Raw genomic sequence first — 17,384 nt, 5'->3', positions numbered from 1 at the left:
AAGAGCCGGGCCGCCCGCAGGCGGCATGGAACATATAGCGAACACTTCCACGAAAACAAGGGAATTACAGGCCCCCGCTCCGCCTCGCCCGCTAGAAAAGCGGCTGCTGCTCCGGCGAGCGCGCGGCGGCATGGCGGCTGGGCATGACGGCAAAGGAGAGGCCGGTCACGATGCCCAGCACCAGGCCCGACGCGACGCCGCCCACCAGCCCGCGGAACGCGATCTCCAGCGATCCCGGTGCGCTGCTGCCCACGGACGCTGCGATATAGATGCACGGCAAGGCCGCGCCCCAGCCCACAGCATTGGTCGCCACCCACCAGTGCGCGTTGCGGGCGACGCCGCGCAGTACCAGCGCCTGTGCCGCGCCGAACAACAGCCCCACGCCCAAGCCGAAGCCGGCTGCGGTCAGGGCCGTCTGGAACAGGGTCTGCACCGGCGGCATCAGGTTTTCGCCATCGGCGGGGGGGAAGACCGCATACCAGGCGCCGATCGTCCACAACAGGATTGCAACCAGCGTCGTCACCAAGGCCCAGCGGCCGGGCCGCAACGCCGGGAACTGCCGGCGCAGGGCCCATCCCTGCAGAAACCCGAGCACGACGCCCTGTAGCAGCCCGCTCGCGCTCTTGGCGAGGAACATCGTAATTTCAGCGCCTTGCCCTACCGGGACAGGATCGAACCGGTCGACGGTGGTCCACCACAGCACGGCCGTGGCGATGCCGAGCAATTCACCCGCGGCGCACGCTTCCATCCATCGCGTGAAGCCGTCCTCTTCCTGCATCGTGCCCCTCCCGGTCCGGCAGCACCCGCGCAGGCCCGCCGGTACTTTTTGCCCCGGCCCGTTCTGCGACAATCATGCTTAACTCGGCAATCCCTGAAATAACCAAGAATGCCGAACGAGCTGCCTAAAAGGGCATATCGCGGGGAAGGTTCAGCGAGGGCGCGCGATCCTCATTCGAATTCGAGGATCGCCGCGTCCACCACGAGGCTGTCGCCGGCACCGAAATTCGCCGCCTTCACCACCCCGGCGCGTTCGGCGCGCAGGATATTCTCCATCTTCATCGCCTCGACGACCGCCAGCGGCTGGCCGGCCTCCACCTTGTCGCCGGCCGCGACGTGCAGGCGGGTGAGCAGGCCCGGCATCGGCGCGAGCAGGAACTTGCTCATGTCGGGCGGGATCTTCTCGATCATGTGGCGGCGATAGCCGGCGATATGCGGCGGATAAACTTCCAGCCGGTGGGCGGCGCCGTGGGCGGTCAGCTTCCAGCCCGTGCGTAGCCGGTCGACCGCCACGGCGAAGGGCACGCCGTCGATCGCTGCGGCGAACAGCGGCTCGCCCGGCCGCCAGCTGCCGGTCAGCAGGATCGGCGCGCCGGCACCTTCGACTTGCCAGCCTTCCGTCTGTTCGGTGACGTGCAGCGTCCATTCGCTCTCACCGAGCCGAACAACGCGCGCCGCACCGCTGGAGACGGGGCCGTCGAGCTGGCCGGAGATACCGGCGGCCCGCTCGGCGCGGATCCGGTCGAGCACCGCTGCGACCGCCACCAGCTTGCGCTGAAGCTCCGGCGCGGCCGGCGCGCCGTGGAAGCCCTCGGGATATTCCTCGGCGATGAAGCCGGTGGTGAGTTCGCCCGAGCGGAAGCGCGGGTGCTGCATGATCGCCGACAGGAAATCGATATTGTGGCCGATGCCGTCGATGCGGAACTGGTCGAGCGCCTGAACCTGCAGGTCCGCCGCAGCGTCGCGGGTCGGCGCCCAGGTGATCAGCTTGGCGATCATCGGATCGTAGAACATGCTGATCTCGGAGCCTTCGGTGACGCCGTCGTCCACGCGGATATAGCCCTCGCCCGCTTTTTCGGCCGCAGGTGGCCGGTAGCGCACCAGCCGCCCCGTGCTCGGCAGGAAGCCGCGATACGGATCCTCGGCATAGACGCGGTTCTCGATCGACCAGCCGTGGATCTTCACGTCGTCCTGGCCGAACGCCAGCTTTTCGCCCGCAGCAACGCGGATCATCTGCTCGACCAGATCGAGCCCGGTGATCGCCTCGGTCACCGGATGCTCCACCTGCAGGCGGGTGTTCATTTCGAGGAAGTAGAAGCCCTGCCCGGTCTTGTCGGCGCCCGAGACGATCAGCTCGACCGTGCCCGCGCTGTAATAGCCGACCGCCCGCGCCAGCGCGACCGCCTGCTCGCCCATCGCCTTGCGCATTTCAGGCGTGACGAAGGGCGACGGCGCCTCTTCGACCACCTTCTGGTGGCGGCGCTGGATCGAGCATTCGCGCTCGTTGAGGTAGACGATGTTGCCGTGCTGGTCGCCCAGCACCTGGATTTCGATATGGCGCGGGCTCTCGATGAACTTCTCGATGAACACGCGGTCGTCGCCGAAGCTGGCCAGCCCCTCCCGCTTGGTCGCCTCGAAGCCTTCGCGGACATCCTGCTCGCTCCACGCGAGCCGCATGCCCTTGCCGCCGCCGCCGGCCGAGGCCTTCATCATCACCGGATAGCCAATCTCTCCCGCGATCCGCACCGCATGCTCGGTATCCGCGATCTCGCCGACGAAGCCGGGGACGACGTTCACGCCCGCCTGCTTTGCGAGCTTCTTCGACTCGATCTTGTCGCCCATCGCGGCGATTGCGCCGGGCGGCGGGCCGACGAACGCGATGCCCGCCTCGGCACAGGCCCTGGCGAAGCTCTCGCGCTCGGAGAGGAAGCCATAGCCGGGGTGGATCGCGTCGGCGCCCGTCGCCTTGGCGGCCGCAAGGATCAGATCGGCCTTGAGATAGCTCTCCGCCGCCGGCGCCGGCCCGAGCCGCACCGCCTCGTCCGCCATCCGCACATGCGGCGCGCGGGCATCCGCATCCGAATAGACCGCGACCGTAGCGATGCCCATCTTCCTGGCGGTGCGCATCACCCGGCACGCGATTTCGCCACGGTTGGCGACGAGAATTTTCTTGAACATTAGCGGCTCCGCTGATGTGTAATGCTATTGGCAATCGTCTGCCCCAGCACCATGCTAAGGACAAAATAGGCAAATCCGCCGATTATCAGCGTCATGCCTCTCGCCTCCGGCGACCATCGCTCAAGAATGGTATTCGCCAGCAGGGTCCATATCAGCCAACCGAATACCAACATGGGGAGGGCTACTGCGAATTTGATCCATTTGATCCGATTCACTACTCTGCCGCCTCCAGCTCCACCTTGCACTCCGCTGCCATCGGCGTGAGCCCCAAGCGCGCGAACAGCGCGGCGTCCTTGTCGTCGCCGGCATTGCCCGCGGTCAGCAGCTTGTCGCCGGTGAAGATCGAGTTGGCGCCCGCGAGGAAGCAGAGCGCCTGGGTCGCGTCGCTCATGCTCTCGCGGCCGGCCGAGAGGCGGACCATCGAGCGCGGCATGGTGATGCGCGCCACCGCCACGGTGCGGACGAACTCGATATCGTCGATCTTGGCGAGCGGCGTGTCGGCCAGCATGTCGCCCAGCACCGTGCCCTTTACCGGCACCAGCGCGTTGACCGGCACGCTGCCCGGATGCACCGGTAGCGTCGCCAGCGCATGGATGAAGCCCACCCGGTCGCCGCGCGTCTCACCCATGCCGACGATGCCGCCGCAGCACACATTGATACCCGCCTCGCGGACATGCTCCAGCGTCTCCAGCCGTTCCTCGAAGCTGCGGGTGGTGATCACCTCGCCGTACCGCTCCGGCGAGGTATCGATATTGTGGTTGTAGTAATCGAGCCCGGCATCGGCGAGCGTCTTTGCCTGGCTGTCAGTGAGCATGCCGAGCGTCATGCAGGTTTCCATGCCCATCGCGCGGACGCCCTTCACCATCTCGACAATGGCGGGCATGTCGCGGTCCTTGGGGTTGCGCCAGGCGGCGCCCATGCAGAAGCGGGTCGAGCCATGGTCCTTGGCCTGCGCCGCCGCCTGCAGCACTGTGCGCGGGTCCATCAGCTTGGTCGCCTTCAGGCCGGTATCTGCGTGTGCCGACTGGCTGCAATAGCCGCAATCCTCCGGGCAGCCGCCGGTCTTGATCGACAGCAGCGTCGAGCGCTGGACCTGGTTGGCCGGGTGATTGGCGCGATGCACTTCGGCCGCGCGGAACACCAGTTCGGTGAACGGCAGGTCGAACAGCGCGGCGATTTCCTCGCGGGTCCAGTCGGTACGAATTGGCTGATTTTCAAACACAGATCGATCCATCAAATTGGAGAGGAGGCGCAGAGCGCCAGGCGAATCTCGCCGTCCTTGCGTTTAAGCCGCCTGTTGCATAGCAATTTCTGCACCTTCGCCGTCGACCGTTGCAGCAGGCCCGGGCTCTGCCGGGCCATAGCCGCGCCGGCGCGTTCTCCCTCAAGGCTGGACGGTGCATCGCGCTCGATTACCGGAAAAGGAAAAAGGGCGTATGGCGTCAATCCATTCAGCCAAAAGCGGCCCATTTCGTCATCGACGGGCATATCGATCGATCGAACCGTCGCCAGAAACCGCGCGGCAGCATCTTTTCGAATTAGATAGGCCTGCGTCCCATAGGGGTCGGTGAGGAAGCGGATGACGTTCCGCGTACGCCAAAGACCAAGAAATTCCGAACGCTTCCAGTATTTGGCGTACAGCCGCATGTAACCGATGTCGTTGCTGTCACAAAAGGCGGAAAGCGCTGCGAAGTCGAAAGCGGTATCGACCCAGACGTCATCCTCCAGCACCAAGAGCCATTGCGCGGGTGACGAACGGACAAAGGCATCCAGAACCGACAGATGGCTTTTCGCGCATCCGATTTCGCCGTTTGTCAACGTTCGTCCAAACAACTGCCTCTGGCGATCAACATCCGGTTCGACTGCGCAGGGCGTGTCCTTGTCGCAGGCATCGAAAAAATGCCACGCATGCGGAAATGCTTTGAGGGCATCTTGCACCGCCGAACGGCGCGCAGTTTGATTGCGCAAACTTATGACGCGCACGTCCAGCCCGCTCATTTCACAAGCCTCCGAGTAGTGGCATGTCCCGGTTTTACCGAGTTACGCCACCGGCAGCTAGCAGACAGGTGCGGGAGCGAGCTTGGGGTCACGCCGCCAGTTCCCCGGAGGGGGGCATGTTGTGCCCCAGCAAGCGGAGCACTTCTGCCGCCGCCTTAACGACATTCGTGCCAGGGCCAAAGATGGCCTGTACGCCCGCCGCACGCAGGAACTCATAATCCTGCGCCGGGATAACCCCCCCGGCGATGACGCGAATGTCGCTGCGCCCCGCTTCGCGCAGGCCGCGGATCAGCTCGGGGATCAGCGTCTTGTGCCCGGCGGCGAGGCTGGAGGCACCGACCACGTCGACGCCGCTCTCCAGCGCGAGCACGACGGTTTCCTCCGGCGTCTGGAACAGCGGGCCGCTGACGACCTCGAACCCCATGTCCGAAAAGGCCGAGGCGATGACGTTGGCGCCGCGATCATGCCCATCCTGCCCCATCTTGGCGACGAGCAGGCGCGGCTTGCGGCCGAGGCGGCGCTCGACCGCCTCGACGCCGCGCACCACTTCGGCCCAGCTATCGTCCTCGGCATAGGGGGCGGCATAGACGCCCTTCACCGGGGTGGGGACGGTGGCGTAGCGGCCGAAGGCATCCTCCATCGCCGCGCTGATTTCGCCGAGGGTGGCGCGGGCGCGGGCGGCCTCGACAGCCAGCTCCAACAGGTTCCCGCCAGCCCTGGCCCCGGCCCGGAGCGCGTCGAGCGCCGCCTGGCACGCCGCCTCGTCGCGGCCCGCCTTCACCCGCTGGATGCGGGCGATCTGCGCCTCGCGCACCGCCGCGTTGTCCACCTCGAGCGTTTCGAGCAGTTCCTCGTTCGGCAGCCGGTATTTGTTGACGCCGACGATCACGTCCTCGCCGCGATCGACGCGCGCCTGCCGCGCGGCGGCGGCTTCCTCAATCATCGCCTTGGGCCAACCCGCTGCCACGGCCTTCGCCATGCCGCCCTCGGCCTCGACGCGCTCGATGATCTCCCAGGCCTTGTCGACCAGCTGCTGCGTCAGGCTCTCCACATAATAGCTGCCGCCCAGCGGATCGACGACCCTGGTCATCCCCGTCTCTTCCTGCAGCACGATCTGGGTGTTGCGGGCGATGCGGGCGGAGAAGTCGGTCGGCAGCGCGATCGCTTCGTCCAGCGCGTTGGTGTGGAGGCTCTGGGTGCCGCCCAGCATCGCCGCCATCGCCTCGATCGTGGTGCGGATGACGTTGTTGTACGGGTCCTGCTCGGTCAGCGACACGCCGCTGGTCTGGCAGTGCGTGCGCAGCATCTTCGAGCGCTCGTCCTTCGCGCCCAGCTGCGTCATCACCCGGTGCCACAGCACGCGCGCGGCGCGCAGCTTCGCGACTTCCATGAAGAAGTTCATGCCGATCGCGAAGAAGAAGCTCAGGCGCCCGGCGAACTTGTCGATATCGAGGCCCGAGGCGACACCGTATTTCACATATTCCATGCCGTCGGCGATGGTGAAGGCAAGTTCCTGCACCTGCGTCGCCCCGGCTTCCTGCATGTGATAGCCGGAGATGGAAATGCTGTTGAATTTCGGCATCTTCGCGCTCGTATAGGCGAAGATGTCGGAGATGATCCGCATGCTCGGTTCGGGCGGGTAGATATAGGTGTTCCGAACCATGAACTCCTTGAGGATGTCGTTCTGGATCGTGCCTTCCAGCTTCTCCTGCGGAACCCCCTGCTCCTCGCCCGCGACGATGAAGAAGGCGAGCACCGGAATCACCGCGCCGTTCATCGTCATCGAGACCGACATCTGGTCGAGCGGGATGCCGTCGAACAGGATCTTCATGTCCTCGATCGTGTCGATCGCCACGCCCGCCTTGCCGACATCGCCGACGACGCGGGGATGATCGCTGTCATAGCCGCGATGGGTGGCGAGATCGAACGCGACCGACAGGCCCTTCTGACCGGCGGCGAGGTTGCGGCGGTAGAAGGCGTTCGATTCCTCGGCGGTGGAGAAGCCGGCATATTGCCGGATCGTCCAGGGCCGGCCGGCATACATCGAGGCGCGGACGCCGCGGGTGAAGGGCGCGAAGCCGGGCAGGCCGGGGTCGACATCGGCGACATCCTCGGCGGTGTAGAGCGGCTTGACGGCGATCCCCTCCGGCGTGTGCCACGTCAGGTCGGCGCCCTTCACTTCCTTCGCGGCAGCGGCGGACCATTGGTCGAGGGAGGGTTTGGTCACAACACCTCTCCCTTTGGGAGAGGGAGGGGCCCGCCGCCGCAGGCGGTGGGAGGGTGAGGGTGAAGGGCGAGCGAGAGCGTGCCACCCTCACCCTTCCCATCGCTGACGCGATGGGCCCCTTCCCTCTCCCAAAGGGAGAGGGAGATTTGCTCAATGCTCCCCACGCGGCGTCTCCATGATTTCGGTGAGCACCCCGCCCATGTCCTTGGGGTGGACGAAGAAGATCGGCGTGCCGTGCGCCCCGATGCGCGGTTCGCCGAGCACCTTGCAGCCCTTCGCCTCGAACCAGGCCTTGGCTTCGTGAATGTCCGGCACTTCATAGCAGAGGTGGTGCTGCCCGCCCGCCGGGTTCTTCGCGAGGAAGCCGTGGATCGGCGAGGCCTCGCCCAGCGGCTCGATCAGCTCGATCTGGCTGTTGGGGGTGTCGACGAAACATACCTTCACCCCCTGCGCGGGCAGGTCGAAAGGCTCGCGGATCACCGTCGCGCCCATCACGTCGCGGTAGAAGGCGATCGACGCTTCGATCGATGGCGTGGCGACGCCGACATGGTTGAGACGGCCGAGTTTCATATGCGCTCCCCGCCCGCTTGCGGGAGCCCCTCCCGCAAGCGGGAGGGGAACTCACAGCGGGATGTTGTCATGCTTCTTCCACGGGTTTTCGAGCTGCTTGTTACGCAGCTTGCGCAAGCCCAGCGCGATCCGCCGCCGCGTGGAGTGCGGCATGATGACCTCGTCGACAAACCCCTTGCTCGCCGCCACGAACGGATTGGCGAAGCGGCGCTCATACTCTGCCGTACGCTCGGCGATTTCCTCGGGCGTCTTGCCCCGGAAGATGATCTCCACCGCGCCCTTGGCGCCCATCACCGCGATTTCGGCGGTCGGCCAGGCATAGTTCAAATCGCCGCGCAGATGCTTCGAGCTCATCACGTCATACGCGCCGCCATAGGCCTTGCGAGTGATGACCGTGATCTTCGGCACCGTCGCCTCGGCATAGGCGAACAGCAGCTTGGCGCCGTGCTTGATGATGCCCGAATGCTCCTGGCCGACGCCCGGCAGGAAGCCCGGCACGTCGACAAAGGTGACGATCGGGATCTCGAACGCATCGCAGAAGCGGACGAACCGCGCGGCCTTCTTGGAGGCATTGATGTCGAGACAGCCCGCCAGCACCATCGGCTGGTTCGCCACCACGCCCACGGTGCGCCCCTCGATCCGGCCAAAGCCGATCAGGATGTTGCCGGCATGGCCCGGCTGCAGCTCGAAAAACTCGCCTTCGTCCAGCGTCTTCCGGATCAGCTCGTGCATGTCGTACGGCTGGTTGGCGCTGGGCGGGATCAGCGTGTCGAGGCTCTCGTCGATGCGATCCCAGGGATCGTCGCACGGCCGCTCGGGCGGCGCCTCGCGGTTCGAGGCTGGAAGGAAGTCCACGAAGTCGCGGGCCGCGAGCAGCGCCTCGATATCATTATCGAAGGCCACATCAGCGACCCCCGACTTCGTGGTATGCGTCACCGCTCCACCCAGCTCCTCCTGCGTGACGATCTCGTTTGTAACGGTCTTCACTACATCCGGGCCGGTGACGAACATGTACGATGAATCCTTCACCATGAAGATGAAGTCGGTCATCGCGGGAGAATAGACGGCGCCGCCCGCACACGGCCCCATGATGAGGCTAAGCTGGGGCACCACGCCCGAGGCGAGCACGTTGCGCTGAAACACCTCGGCATAGCCGCCAAGGCTGGCCACGCCCTCCTGAATGCGCGCGCCGCCGCTGTCGTTCAGGCCGATCACGGGCGCGCCGACCTTCAGCGCCATGTCCATGATCTTGCAAATCTTCTGCGCGTGCCGTTCCGACAGCGAGCCGCCGAACACCGTGAAATCCTGGCTGAACACGAACACCAGCCGGCCGTTGATCGTGCCCGATCCGGTGACCACACCGTCGCCGGGGATCACCTGATCCTGCATGCCGAAATCGGTGCAATTGTGCTCGACATACATGTCGAGCTCTTCGAAGCTGCCCTGGTCGAGCAGCACTTCGATCCGCTCGCGCGCGGTCAGCTTGCCCTTGGCGTGCTGCGCATCGATGCGCTTCTGCCCGCCGCCCAGGCGAGCGGCCGCGCGGCGGCGTTCCAGTTCCTCGATCGTCGACGACATCGGCATCTCTCTCCGTGGCCGCGCCTTCTGCAACGGGCCATGCCATGGCGGCAAATGCAATGTTGCAAAGTTGCGTTGATCGAGTTTGCGGAATATCAAGGCACATGGCCAGCAACCCCGCCATTGCGCCCCGCCGCCGCCTGTTCGAAGGCTTTCGCCTGCGCGAATTGCGGCGCCGGCTGGGCATCCCGCAGGCGGGCATGGCCCAGCGGCTGGGCATATCGGTATCCTATCTCTCGCAGATCGAGAATAACGACCGGCCGATCACCGATGTCGTACTGCTCGCGCTCGCCCGCGAATTTCCGGTCGAGGCAGCGGAGATCAACGGCGAGGCCGTGACCGCCGCGCTGCTCCGCGCGATCGACGCGGCGACCGACAGCAGCATTCCTGCCGACCGGATCGAGGAAGCCGATGTCCGCCGCGGCATCGAGCAGCAACCGCTGCTCGCCCGGAGGATGGTGGCGCTGCACGACGCCTGGCGCCGTAGTCAGGAGCAGTTGCGCGTGCTCGATGACCGGTTCGATACCGGCTCAGGCGATGCAGCCCCCCTGCCCTGGGAGGAAGTGCGCGACTGGTTTCAGGCCGAGGGCAATTATATCGACGCGATCGACCGATCGGCGGAAACGCTGGCCGATGCACTGGCGCTCGACGACGACAATATGATCCGCGCGTTCGAGGACCGGCTACGGCTGTGGCACGGCGTCCGCGTGATCGGCAGCACGCCCGAGAGCGGCGACCTGAGCCGGTTCGACGAGGCGACGCGCACACTCGCGCTCGATTATGCGCTGCCGCCCGAAAGCCGCGCGTTCCTGCTCGCGCACCGGCTGGTGCGCTACGAATTTTCGAACGAGATGCGCGCGGTGATCGACGGCGCCGGCCTTGCCTCGCCGGCCGCGCGCGAACTGCTGAGCGTAGGCCTCGCCAATTACGCGGCGGGCGCGCTGCTGATGCCCTATGGCCGGTTCCGCGCCGCCGCCTATGAAGTACGGCACGACATCGACCGACTGCGCCAGCGCTTCGCGGTCAGCTTCGAACAGGCATGTCACCGGCTGTCGACCTTGCAACGACCGGGCGCGCAAGGACTGCCGGTGTTCTTCTGCCGCGTCGACATGGCGGGCAACATCACCAAGCGGCATTCGGCCACGCGCTTGCAGTTCGCGGCCTTGGGCGGCGCCTGCCCCTTGTGGATCGTGCATGAAGCGGTGGCGATCCCCGACCGCATTCTCGTCCAGCTTGCCGAGATGCCGGACGGGACACGCTATGTCTCGATGGCCAAGGGGCTCGTAAAACCTTCAAGCAGCTTCACCCGGCCGCCGCGCCGCTATGCTGTGGCGCTGGGCTGCGAGGAGGAACATGCCGCGGACTTCGTCTATGCCGACGCGCTGCGCACCGGGGGTTCGGCAACGCCGATCGGTGCCTCGTGCCGCATCTGCCCGCGCATGGACTGCGACCAGCGCGCCTTCCCACCGGCGGGATCGGCGATCGAGATCGATCCCGACCGGCGGCGCGCGGTGCCATACGGGTTTCGGTAAGGGCAGCGCGTCACCCTCACCCTTCCCATCGCTTGCGCGATGGGCCCCTTCCCTCTCCCGCCGGGAGAGGGAGCAAGACACCTCTCCCGGCGGGAGAGGGAGGGGCCCGCTGCCGAAGGCAGTGGGAGGGTGAGGGTGACCGATGGCCCAATTGCCCTCCCCCGTCCTTTCATGGCATACCCGCCACTCGAAAATTACAATCCGGAGAGGTTCCATGGCCACCGCCCTTGCCCAGAAGCAGCAGGTCAGCGACGCCGAATGGGAAGCGCGACAGCAGCTCGCCGCCTGCTACCGCGTGTTCGACATGCTCGGCTGGTCGGAGATGATCTACAACCACATCACCGTGAAGCTGCCGGATCAGGAAGGCGCGTTCCTCATCAACCCGTTCGGGCTGCATTTCAGCGAGGTAAAGGCATCCAACCTCGTCAAGATCGACATCGACGGCAACAAGCTGGACGATTCGCCCTATCCGGTGAACCGCGCCGGCTTCGTCCAGCATGCGCTGTTCCACCGCCATTTGCCCGATGCGCATTGCATCATGCACAGCCACACCACTGCCGGCATGGCAGTCGCGTCACTGGAAGGCGGGCTGCGCGCGACCAATTTCTATGCCTGCAATTTCATCGGCCAGATTGCCTACCATGATTTCGAAGGCGTGACGGTGCGCGAGGAAGAGGGCGAACGGCTGCTCGCCAATCTGGGCGACAAAAGAGTGATGCTGCTGCGCAACCACGGCATCCTGGCAATGGGTCGCACTTTGCCCGAGGCATTCATCAAGCATTGGGCGCTCCAACGCGCCTGCGAGATCCAGGTCGCGACGATGGGCATGGGCGCACCGATCGAGATTTCGCCGGAGGTCGTCGCCGTCCACCAGCGCGACCTGCACATGGCACAGGTGCCCGGCGGCCCGGGCACGGCCGACTTTGCCGCGATGGTCCGGCTGGTCGACCGGATCGACCGGAGCTGGCGGGAATAGCCCGCCAGGCGCACGCATGGCGCCTCATCCCCCGGCGTCATGCCAGCGCAAGCTGGCATCTTCTGCAGCAGCACCGTTCCGGTTTCGCCCGGCCCCACGAAGACCCCAGCTTCCGCTGGGGTGACGGCTGGTGGAGAAAACCTCCAGCCGTCAGGCCGCTGTCAGGCTGCCGCCAGCGAATAGTTCTTGTACTGCTCGCGGATCGCCATTTTCAGCAGCTTGCCGGTCGCGGTGTGCGGCAGGCTGTCGACGAAATGGATTTCGTCGGGAAGCCACCATTTGGCGACATGGCGCGCAAGATGCGCCTGGATTTCCTGCGCGGTCACGCTGCTGCCCGGCTTGCGCACGACGAGCAGGATCGGCCGCTCCTCCCAGCGCGGATGATGCACGCCGATGGCGGCCGCTTCGGCCACGCCCGCGCAGCCGACCGCGCAATTCTCCAGTTCGACCGAGCTGATCCACTCGCCGCCCGACTTGATGACGTCCTTGGCCCGGTCAGTGATCTGCATCACGCCGTCAGGATGGAGCACGGCCACGTCGCCGGTGTCGAACCAGTTATCGCCATCGACCGCCGGCTTCTCCTCGCGATAATATTGCCCGATCACCCAGGGCCCGCGCACCTGCAACCGGCCCGAGCTCTTGCCGTCGCGCGGCAGCACATTGCCTTCGTCGTCTACCGTGCGCAGCTCGACGCCGTACGGCACCTTGCCCTGCTTGCTCACCTGATCGACCTGGGCGTCGAAGCTGAGTTCGTCCCAGTCGGCCGAGGGCGCGCCCATCGTGCCGATCGGACTCGTCTCCGTCATGCCCCAGGCGTGGTTGACGCGCATCCCCATGCGCATCAGCCGCTCGATCATCGCGCGCGGCGCCGCCGATCCGCCGATGGTGACGATTTTCAGGTATTTCGGCGCCTCGCCGGTCGCGTCGATATGCTGGAACATCGCGAACCAGACGGTCGGCACCCCGGCCGAATGCGTCACCTTCTCCTGGTTCATCAGCTCGCACAGCACCTTGGGATCGTTGACCGCGGAGAAGACCAGCTTCGCCCCCACCGCCGGCGCCGCCCAGGGCAAGCCCCAGCCGACCGCATGGAACATCGGCACGATCGGCATCGCGACCGACTGGGTCGAAAGATCGAACTCGGCGGGCTGCAACTCGGTGAGCGCGTGGAGCACCGTCGAGCGGTGGGTGTACATCACCCCCTTGGGATTGCCGGTGGTGCCGCTGGTGTAGCAGAGCATCATCGGTTCGCGTTCGTCGCCCTTTACCCAGGCATAGTCGCCATCTTCTTTCGCGATCCATGCCTCGAAGCCGTCGGGGCCGAGATCGTCGAAGCAGATATAGTGCTCGATCGTCTTCCACTGCGGCTTCAGCCGTTCGACCACGGCCGCGAACATGCGGTCGTAGAGCAGCACCCGGTCTTCGGCATGATTGGCGATATAGGCAAGCTGGTCGTCGAACAGGCGCGGGTTGATGGTGTGGATCAGCGCGCCCATGCCGGTCGCGCCATACCAGGCGATGAGATGGCGGCCATGGTTCATCGCCAGCGTGGCGACGCGGTCGCCCTTTTGGATACCCAGCCGCTCCAGCGCCTGCGCCATCCGCCGCGCGTCGTGCGCGATACCCGCCCAGCTGGTGCGGGTCTCGCTGCCATCGGCCCAGCGCGTGACGATCTCGCGCGGCCCATGTTCGCGCGCGGCGTGATCGAGGAGCGTGGATACCCGAAGTTCAAAATCCTGCATGCCGCCCAGCATATGCCTCTCCATTGCGTGGCTGTTTTGGCGGCAGGATACGCCTTCATCGGGGGAAGTCGAGAGGGCGAAGGGTTACATAGCATTTCCCGAAAGTACGTACCGGTTGTTGGATACGCACGCTCGCCCTCACCCTCCCGGCGCTTCGCGCCTCCCTCCCTCTCCCAAAGGGAGAGGGACTTACACACCTCTCCCCTTGGGAGAGGGAGGGGCCCGCCGCCGCTGGCGGTGGGAGGGTGAGGGTGAAAGACTGTGCCTACGCCGCCGCCGCCAGCTTCATGCTCGCCGGCATCAGCGACGCCGCCTTCACTCCCGGCATCGCCTCGATCCGCGCCGCCAGCTCGGTATCCAGCCGGAAGCCGCGGCCCAGCATCACCGTCGCCTCGCCGCCTTCGATCGGCGCGTGGACCAGAATTTCGCCCCTGCCCCCACCGCGCAACTCGCCGACCAGCTCCGCAAGCCGCGCCGGCACTGCCGGATCCTCGATGCGGATTTCCATCACGAGCTGGGTGGTACCGGCCAGCGTGTCGAAGGGCTGCACGCGCTTCACCGCCGCGCGCGGCGTGTCCTCGCCCGGTCGCTTGTCCAGCTCCAGCGTCAGGATCGCGCAGCCCGCGCCCTTGGCGCACTCCTCCATGTCCTTCGCGATCAGCTCGTCGAAGCAAGAGGTCTGTATCTGCGCGCTCCGGTCCGAAATTGACGCCATCAGATAGCGGTTGCCGCGCGCCGAGGTGCGATAGCGGCAATCCTCGATCAGCGCGGCGATCTGGGCGTTCACTCGCGCGCCTTCGGGAATGTTCATCTCCGGCAGCGAGGCGATGTCGCGCACGCCCTGGCCCCGGAACAGATGCTCGTACCGATCGAGCGGATGCGCCGAGAAATAATAGCCAAAGGCATCCTTCTCGGCGTTGATCTTGTCGGACATCGTCCACACCGCGTCGCGCGGTACGGTGACGCCGCCGCCCGCCGGCTCGGCATCGCCGAACAGGCCGCCCTGCCCGCTGACCCGGCTGGCATGGTCGCGCTGCGCAACCGCAAGGATCGTCTCCGCCGCCGCATGGACGCCCGCCCGGTTCGGCTCGATACTGTCGAATGCGCCGGCGGCCGCCAGCGTTTCCAACTGCCGCTTGTTGAGCACGCGCGGATCGACACGCTTGGCGAAATCGTCGAGGCTGGCGAAGCGGCCCTTGGCCTCGCGCTCCTCGACCAGCAGTTCCATCGCCCGCTCGCCCACGCCCTTCAGCGCGCCCAGCGCATAGCGCACCGCCAGCCCCTCGCCCTGCGTCTGCACGGTGAAGTCGGCTTCGCTTTCGTTGATGTCGGGCGGCAGCGCGTCGATGCCCAGCCGCCGCATATCGTCCGCGAACACCGCCAGCTTGTCGGTCTGGTGGATATCGTACGCCATCGACGCGGCGAAGAATTCGTGCGGATGATGCGCCTTCAGCCACGCCGTCTGATAGGCGAGCAGCGCGTACGCCGCGGCGTGCGACTTGTTGAAGCCATAGCCGGCGAACTTGTCGATCAAGTCGAACAGCTCGTTCGCCTTGGCGGCGGAGATGTCGTTCACCTCCTTGCAGCCCTTCACGAAAATGGCGCGCTGCGCGTCCATTTCCGCCTTGATCTTCTTGCCCATCGCGCGCCGCAGCATGTCTGCGCCGCCCAGCGTATAGCCGGCCAGGATCTGCGCGGCCTGCATCACCTGTTCCTGATAGACGAAGATCCCGTAGGTCTCCTTCAGGATCGGCTCCAGCAGGTCGTGCGGATAGACGATCGGCTCCCGCCCGGCCTTGCGCGCGCCGAAGGTCGGGATGTTGTCCATCGGGCCCGGGCGATAGAGCGAGACGAGCGCGACGATGTCGCCGAAATTGGTCGGCCGCACCGCCGTCAGCGTGCGCCGCATGCCTTCGGATTCGAGCTGGAACACGCCCACCGTGTCGCCGCGCTGGAGCAGGGCATAGACGCCCTCGTCGTCCCAATCGAGCCGGTCGAGATTCACGTCCACGCCGCGCTTGGCGAGCAGCACCACCGCCTTTTTCAGCACCGACAGCGTCTTGAGGCCGAGAAAGTCGAACTTCACCAGACCCGCGCCTTCGACATTTTTCATGTCGAACTGGGTGACGGGCATGTCCGAGCGCGGATCGCGGTACAGCGGCACCAGCTGGGCGAGCGGCCGGTCGCCGATCACCACGCCGGCGGCGTGCGTCGAGCTGTGGCGCGGCAGGCCTTCCAGCCGCATCGACAGGTCGATCAGGTTCTTCACATCCTCATTGCCGTTATATTCGGCAACGAACTCGCTGACGCCGTTGAGCGTCCGCTCCAGCGTCCACGGGTCGGTCGGATGGTTGGGGATCAGCTTGGCGAGGCGATCGACCTGGCCATAGCTCATCTGCAGCACGCGGCCGACATCCTTGATCACGGCGCGCGCCTTCATCGTACCGAAGGTGATGATCTGCGCCACATGATCGCGGCCGTATTTCTCCTGCACATAGCGGATCACTTCGCCACGCCGGGTTTCGCAGAAGTCGATGTCGAAGTCGGGCATCGACACACGTTCCGGGTTGAGGAAGCGTTCGAACAGCAGGCCCAGCTTGAGCGGATCGAGATCGGTGATGGTCAGCGCCCAGGCGACTGCCGAGCCGGCGCCCGAACCACGCCCCGGCCCCACCGGAATGTCGTTCGACTTCGCCCACTGGATGAAGTCGGCAACGATCAGGAAGTAGCCCGGGAACCCCATCTGGATGATGATGTCGAGTTCGAACTGCAGGCGCTGGTTATACACCTCCACTTCGGCCGGATCGGTGATGCCGGCGAAATCGAGCCGCTGGCGCAGGCCCTCCCAGCTACGCTCGCGCAGCATCGCCGCCTCGCCCTCGCGGTCGCCGGCGAGGCTGGGCAGGATCGGCTTGCGCTTCGGCGCGGCATAGGCGCAGCGCTGGGCTACGACGAGCGTGTTGGCGATTGCCTCGGGCAGGTCGGCAAAGTCGCGCTGCATCGTCTCGGCCGGCTTCAGCCATGCCTCGGGCGAGGAGCGCGGGCGATCGTCGCTGGCGATGTAGGAGGAATTGGCGATGCACAGCATCGCGTCATGCGCCTCGTGGAACCCGGAATCGGCAAAGCAGGCCGGGTTGGTGCCTACCAGCGGCAGGTTGCGCGCATAGGCAAGGTCGATCAGCTTTTCCTCGGCCAGCGTCTCGGCTTCCACGCCGCGCCGCGACAGCTCGATGTAAAGCCGGTCGGGGAAGAGCGCTTCCAGCGCGACAGCATAGGCCTCTGCGGCGCGATCCTGTCCCTCAGCATAGAGCCGCGCCAGCGCGCCCTCGCCACCGGCGGTCAGGCAGAGCAGCCCATCGGTCCGCCCTTCCAGCGCCGCGAAAGGCACATGCGCATCCTCTTCGATCGGCCGGTCGAGATGCGCCTGCGAGACGAGATGGCAGAGATTGCCATAGCCGGTCTCGTCCTGGGCATAGAGCGCCAGCCAGTCGATCGGCACATTGGCACCTTCGGCCAGGTTCGATCGCTTGACCGCCAGCAAGGTGCCGATGATCGGCTGGACGCCTGCCTTTTTGCAGGCATCCGAAAAGCTCATTGCCGCATAAAGACCGTTGCGGTCGGCAACGGCGATGGCGGGAAAGCCATGGCTTTTCGCGTGCTTGGCGATCGCCTTGGGGTCGATCGCACCTTCCAGCATGGTGAAGGACGAAAAGACCCTGAGGGGGACGAAACCGGAATGCGCCATGCCGGAACCTTGGGGTCCAGCGGGCGATTTGCCAACCCGCAAGCGCCTGCTGTCCACAGAA

The 17,384-nt window shown here is 65.8% G+C and carries 11 protein-coding genes; 2 read left to right on the top strand and 9 right to left on the bottom strand.

Features of this window, described 5'->3' with window-relative positions; genetic code table 11:
- Positions 1-91: 91 nt before the first annotated feature.
- The 7 genes from ACT53K_RS05525 to ACT53K_RS05495 all read right to left on the bottom strand — a co-directional run bounded on the left by ACT53K_RS05525 (position 92) and on the right by ACT53K_RS05495 (position 9,328).
- Positions 92-778, bottom strand: a complete 687-nt coding sequence (locus ACT53K_RS05525; protein ID WP_476227555.1) for a hypothetical protein — start codon at positions 776-778, stop codon at positions 92-94.
- Positions 779-948: 170 nt separating this feature from the next.
- Positions 949-2,955, bottom strand: a complete 2,007-nt coding sequence (locus ACT53K_RS05520; protein WP_476227554.1) for an acetyl-CoA carboxylase biotin carboxylase subunit — start codon at positions 2,953-2,955, stop codon at positions 949-951.
- A 214-nt stretch (positions 2,956-3,169) separates the two neighbouring features.
- A complete protein-coding gene (bioB, locus tag ACT53K_RS05515) occupies positions 3,170-4,177 on the bottom strand; it encodes a biotin synthase BioB (protein ID WP_476227553.1) in 1,008 nt (335 codons plus the stop codon).
- Between the two features lie 11 nt (positions 4,178-4,188).
- The gene (locus ACT53K_RS05510; RefSeq protein ID WP_476227552.1) at positions 4,189-4,953 is read right to left on the bottom strand and encodes a glycosyltransferase family 25 protein; all 765 of its coding nucleotides are present in this window, start codon (positions 4,951-4,953) and stop codon (positions 4,189-4,191) included.
- A gap of 88 nt (positions 4,954-5,041) precedes the next feature.
- A complete protein-coding gene (gene scpA, locus ACT53K_RS05505) occupies positions 5,042-7,180 on the bottom strand; it encodes a methylmalonyl-CoA mutase (RefSeq protein WP_476227551.1) in 2,139 nt (712 codons plus the stop codon).
- A 150-nt stretch (positions 7,181-7,330) separates the two neighbouring features.
- Positions 7,331-7,750, bottom strand: a complete 420-nt coding sequence (mce, locus tag ACT53K_RS05500; RefSeq protein WP_476227550.1) for a methylmalonyl-CoA epimerase — start codon at positions 7,748-7,750, stop codon at positions 7,331-7,333.
- A 51-nt stretch (positions 7,751-7,801) separates the two neighbouring features.
- Positions 7,802-9,328 (bottom strand): acyl-CoA carboxylase subunit beta, encoded by a 1,527-nt coding sequence (locus ACT53K_RS05495; protein ID WP_476227549.1) that lies wholly within the window; start codon positions 9,326-9,328, stop codon positions 7,802-7,804.
- A gap of 104 nt (positions 9,329-9,432) precedes the next feature.
- On the opposite strand from ACT53K_RS05495, the gene ACT53K_RS05490 reads away from it, so the two are divergent.
- Both ACT53K_RS05490 and ACT53K_RS05485 read left to right on the top strand, forming a co-directional pair.
- Positions 9,433-10,860 (top strand): helix-turn-helix domain-containing protein, encoded by a 1,428-nt coding sequence (locus ACT53K_RS05490; RefSeq protein ID WP_476227548.1) that lies wholly within the window; start codon positions 9,433-9,435, stop codon positions 10,858-10,860.
- A gap of 214 nt (positions 10,861-11,074) precedes the next feature.
- The gene (locus ACT53K_RS05485) at positions 11,075-11,836 is read left to right on the top strand and encodes a class II aldolase/adducin family protein (protein WP_476227547.1); all 762 of its coding nucleotides are present in this window, start codon (positions 11,075-11,077) and stop codon (positions 11,834-11,836) included.
- A 161-nt stretch (positions 11,837-11,997) separates the two neighbouring features.
- Here the strand turns inward: ACT53K_RS05485 and ACT53K_RS05480 are convergent, their stop codons facing one another.
- Positions 11,998-13,590 carry a long-chain fatty acid--CoA ligase gene (locus ACT53K_RS05480; protein ID WP_476227978.1) on the bottom strand — a complete coding sequence of 531 codons (1,593 nt, stop codon included), beginning with the start codon at positions 13,588-13,590 and terminating at the stop codon, positions 11,998-12,000.
- A gap of 253 nt (positions 13,591-13,843) precedes the next feature.
- Positions 13,844-17,323 (bottom strand): DNA polymerase III subunit alpha, encoded by a 3,480-nt coding sequence (dnaE, locus tag ACT53K_RS05475; RefSeq protein ID WP_476227546.1) that lies wholly within the window; start codon positions 17,321-17,323, stop codon positions 13,844-13,846.
- Between the last annotated feature and the right edge of the window lie 61 nt (positions 17,324-17,384).

The organism is Sphingomonas sp. DMC8 (assembly GCF_056314185.1).
The sequence above is the reverse complement of the archived record's forward strand: the minus strand, read 5'-3'. Positions and strand labels throughout refer to the sequence as shown.

Coding starts and splice junctions, on each gene's coding strand:
- ACT53K_RS05525 (WP_476227555.1), bottom strand. CDS start 778: ATGCAGGAAGAGGACGGCTTCACGCGATGGATGGAAGCGTGCGCCGCG.
- ACT53K_RS05520 (WP_476227554.1), bottom strand. CDS start 2,955: ATGTTCAAGAAAATTCTCGTCGCCAACCGTGGCGAAATCGCGTGCCGG.
- ACT53K_RS05510 (WP_476227552.1), bottom strand. CDS start 4,953: ATGAGCGGGCTGGACGTGCGCGTCATAAGTTTGCGCAATCAAACTGCG.
- mce (WP_476227550.1), bottom strand. CDS start 7,750: ATGAAACTCGGCCGTCTCAACCATGTCGGCGTCGCCACGCCATCGATC.
- ACT53K_RS05495 (WP_476227549.1), bottom strand. CDS start 9,328: ATGTCGTCGACGATCGAGGAACTGGAACGCCGCCGCGCGGCCGCTCGC.
- ACT53K_RS05490 (WP_476227548.1), top strand. CDS start 9,433: ATGGCCAGCAACCCCGCCATTGCGCCCCGCCGCCGCCTGTTCGAAGGC.
- ACT53K_RS05485 (WP_476227547.1), top strand. CDS start 11,075: ATGGCCACCGCCCTTGCCCAGAAGCAGCAGGTCAGCGACGCCGAATGG.
- ACT53K_RS05480 (WP_476227978.1), bottom strand. CDS start 13,590: ATGCTGGGCGGCATGCAGGATTTTGAACTTCGGGTATCCACGCTCCTC.
- dnaE (WP_476227546.1), bottom strand. CDS start 17,323: ATGGCGCATTCCGGTTTCGTCCCCCTCAGGGTCTTTTCGTCCTTCACC.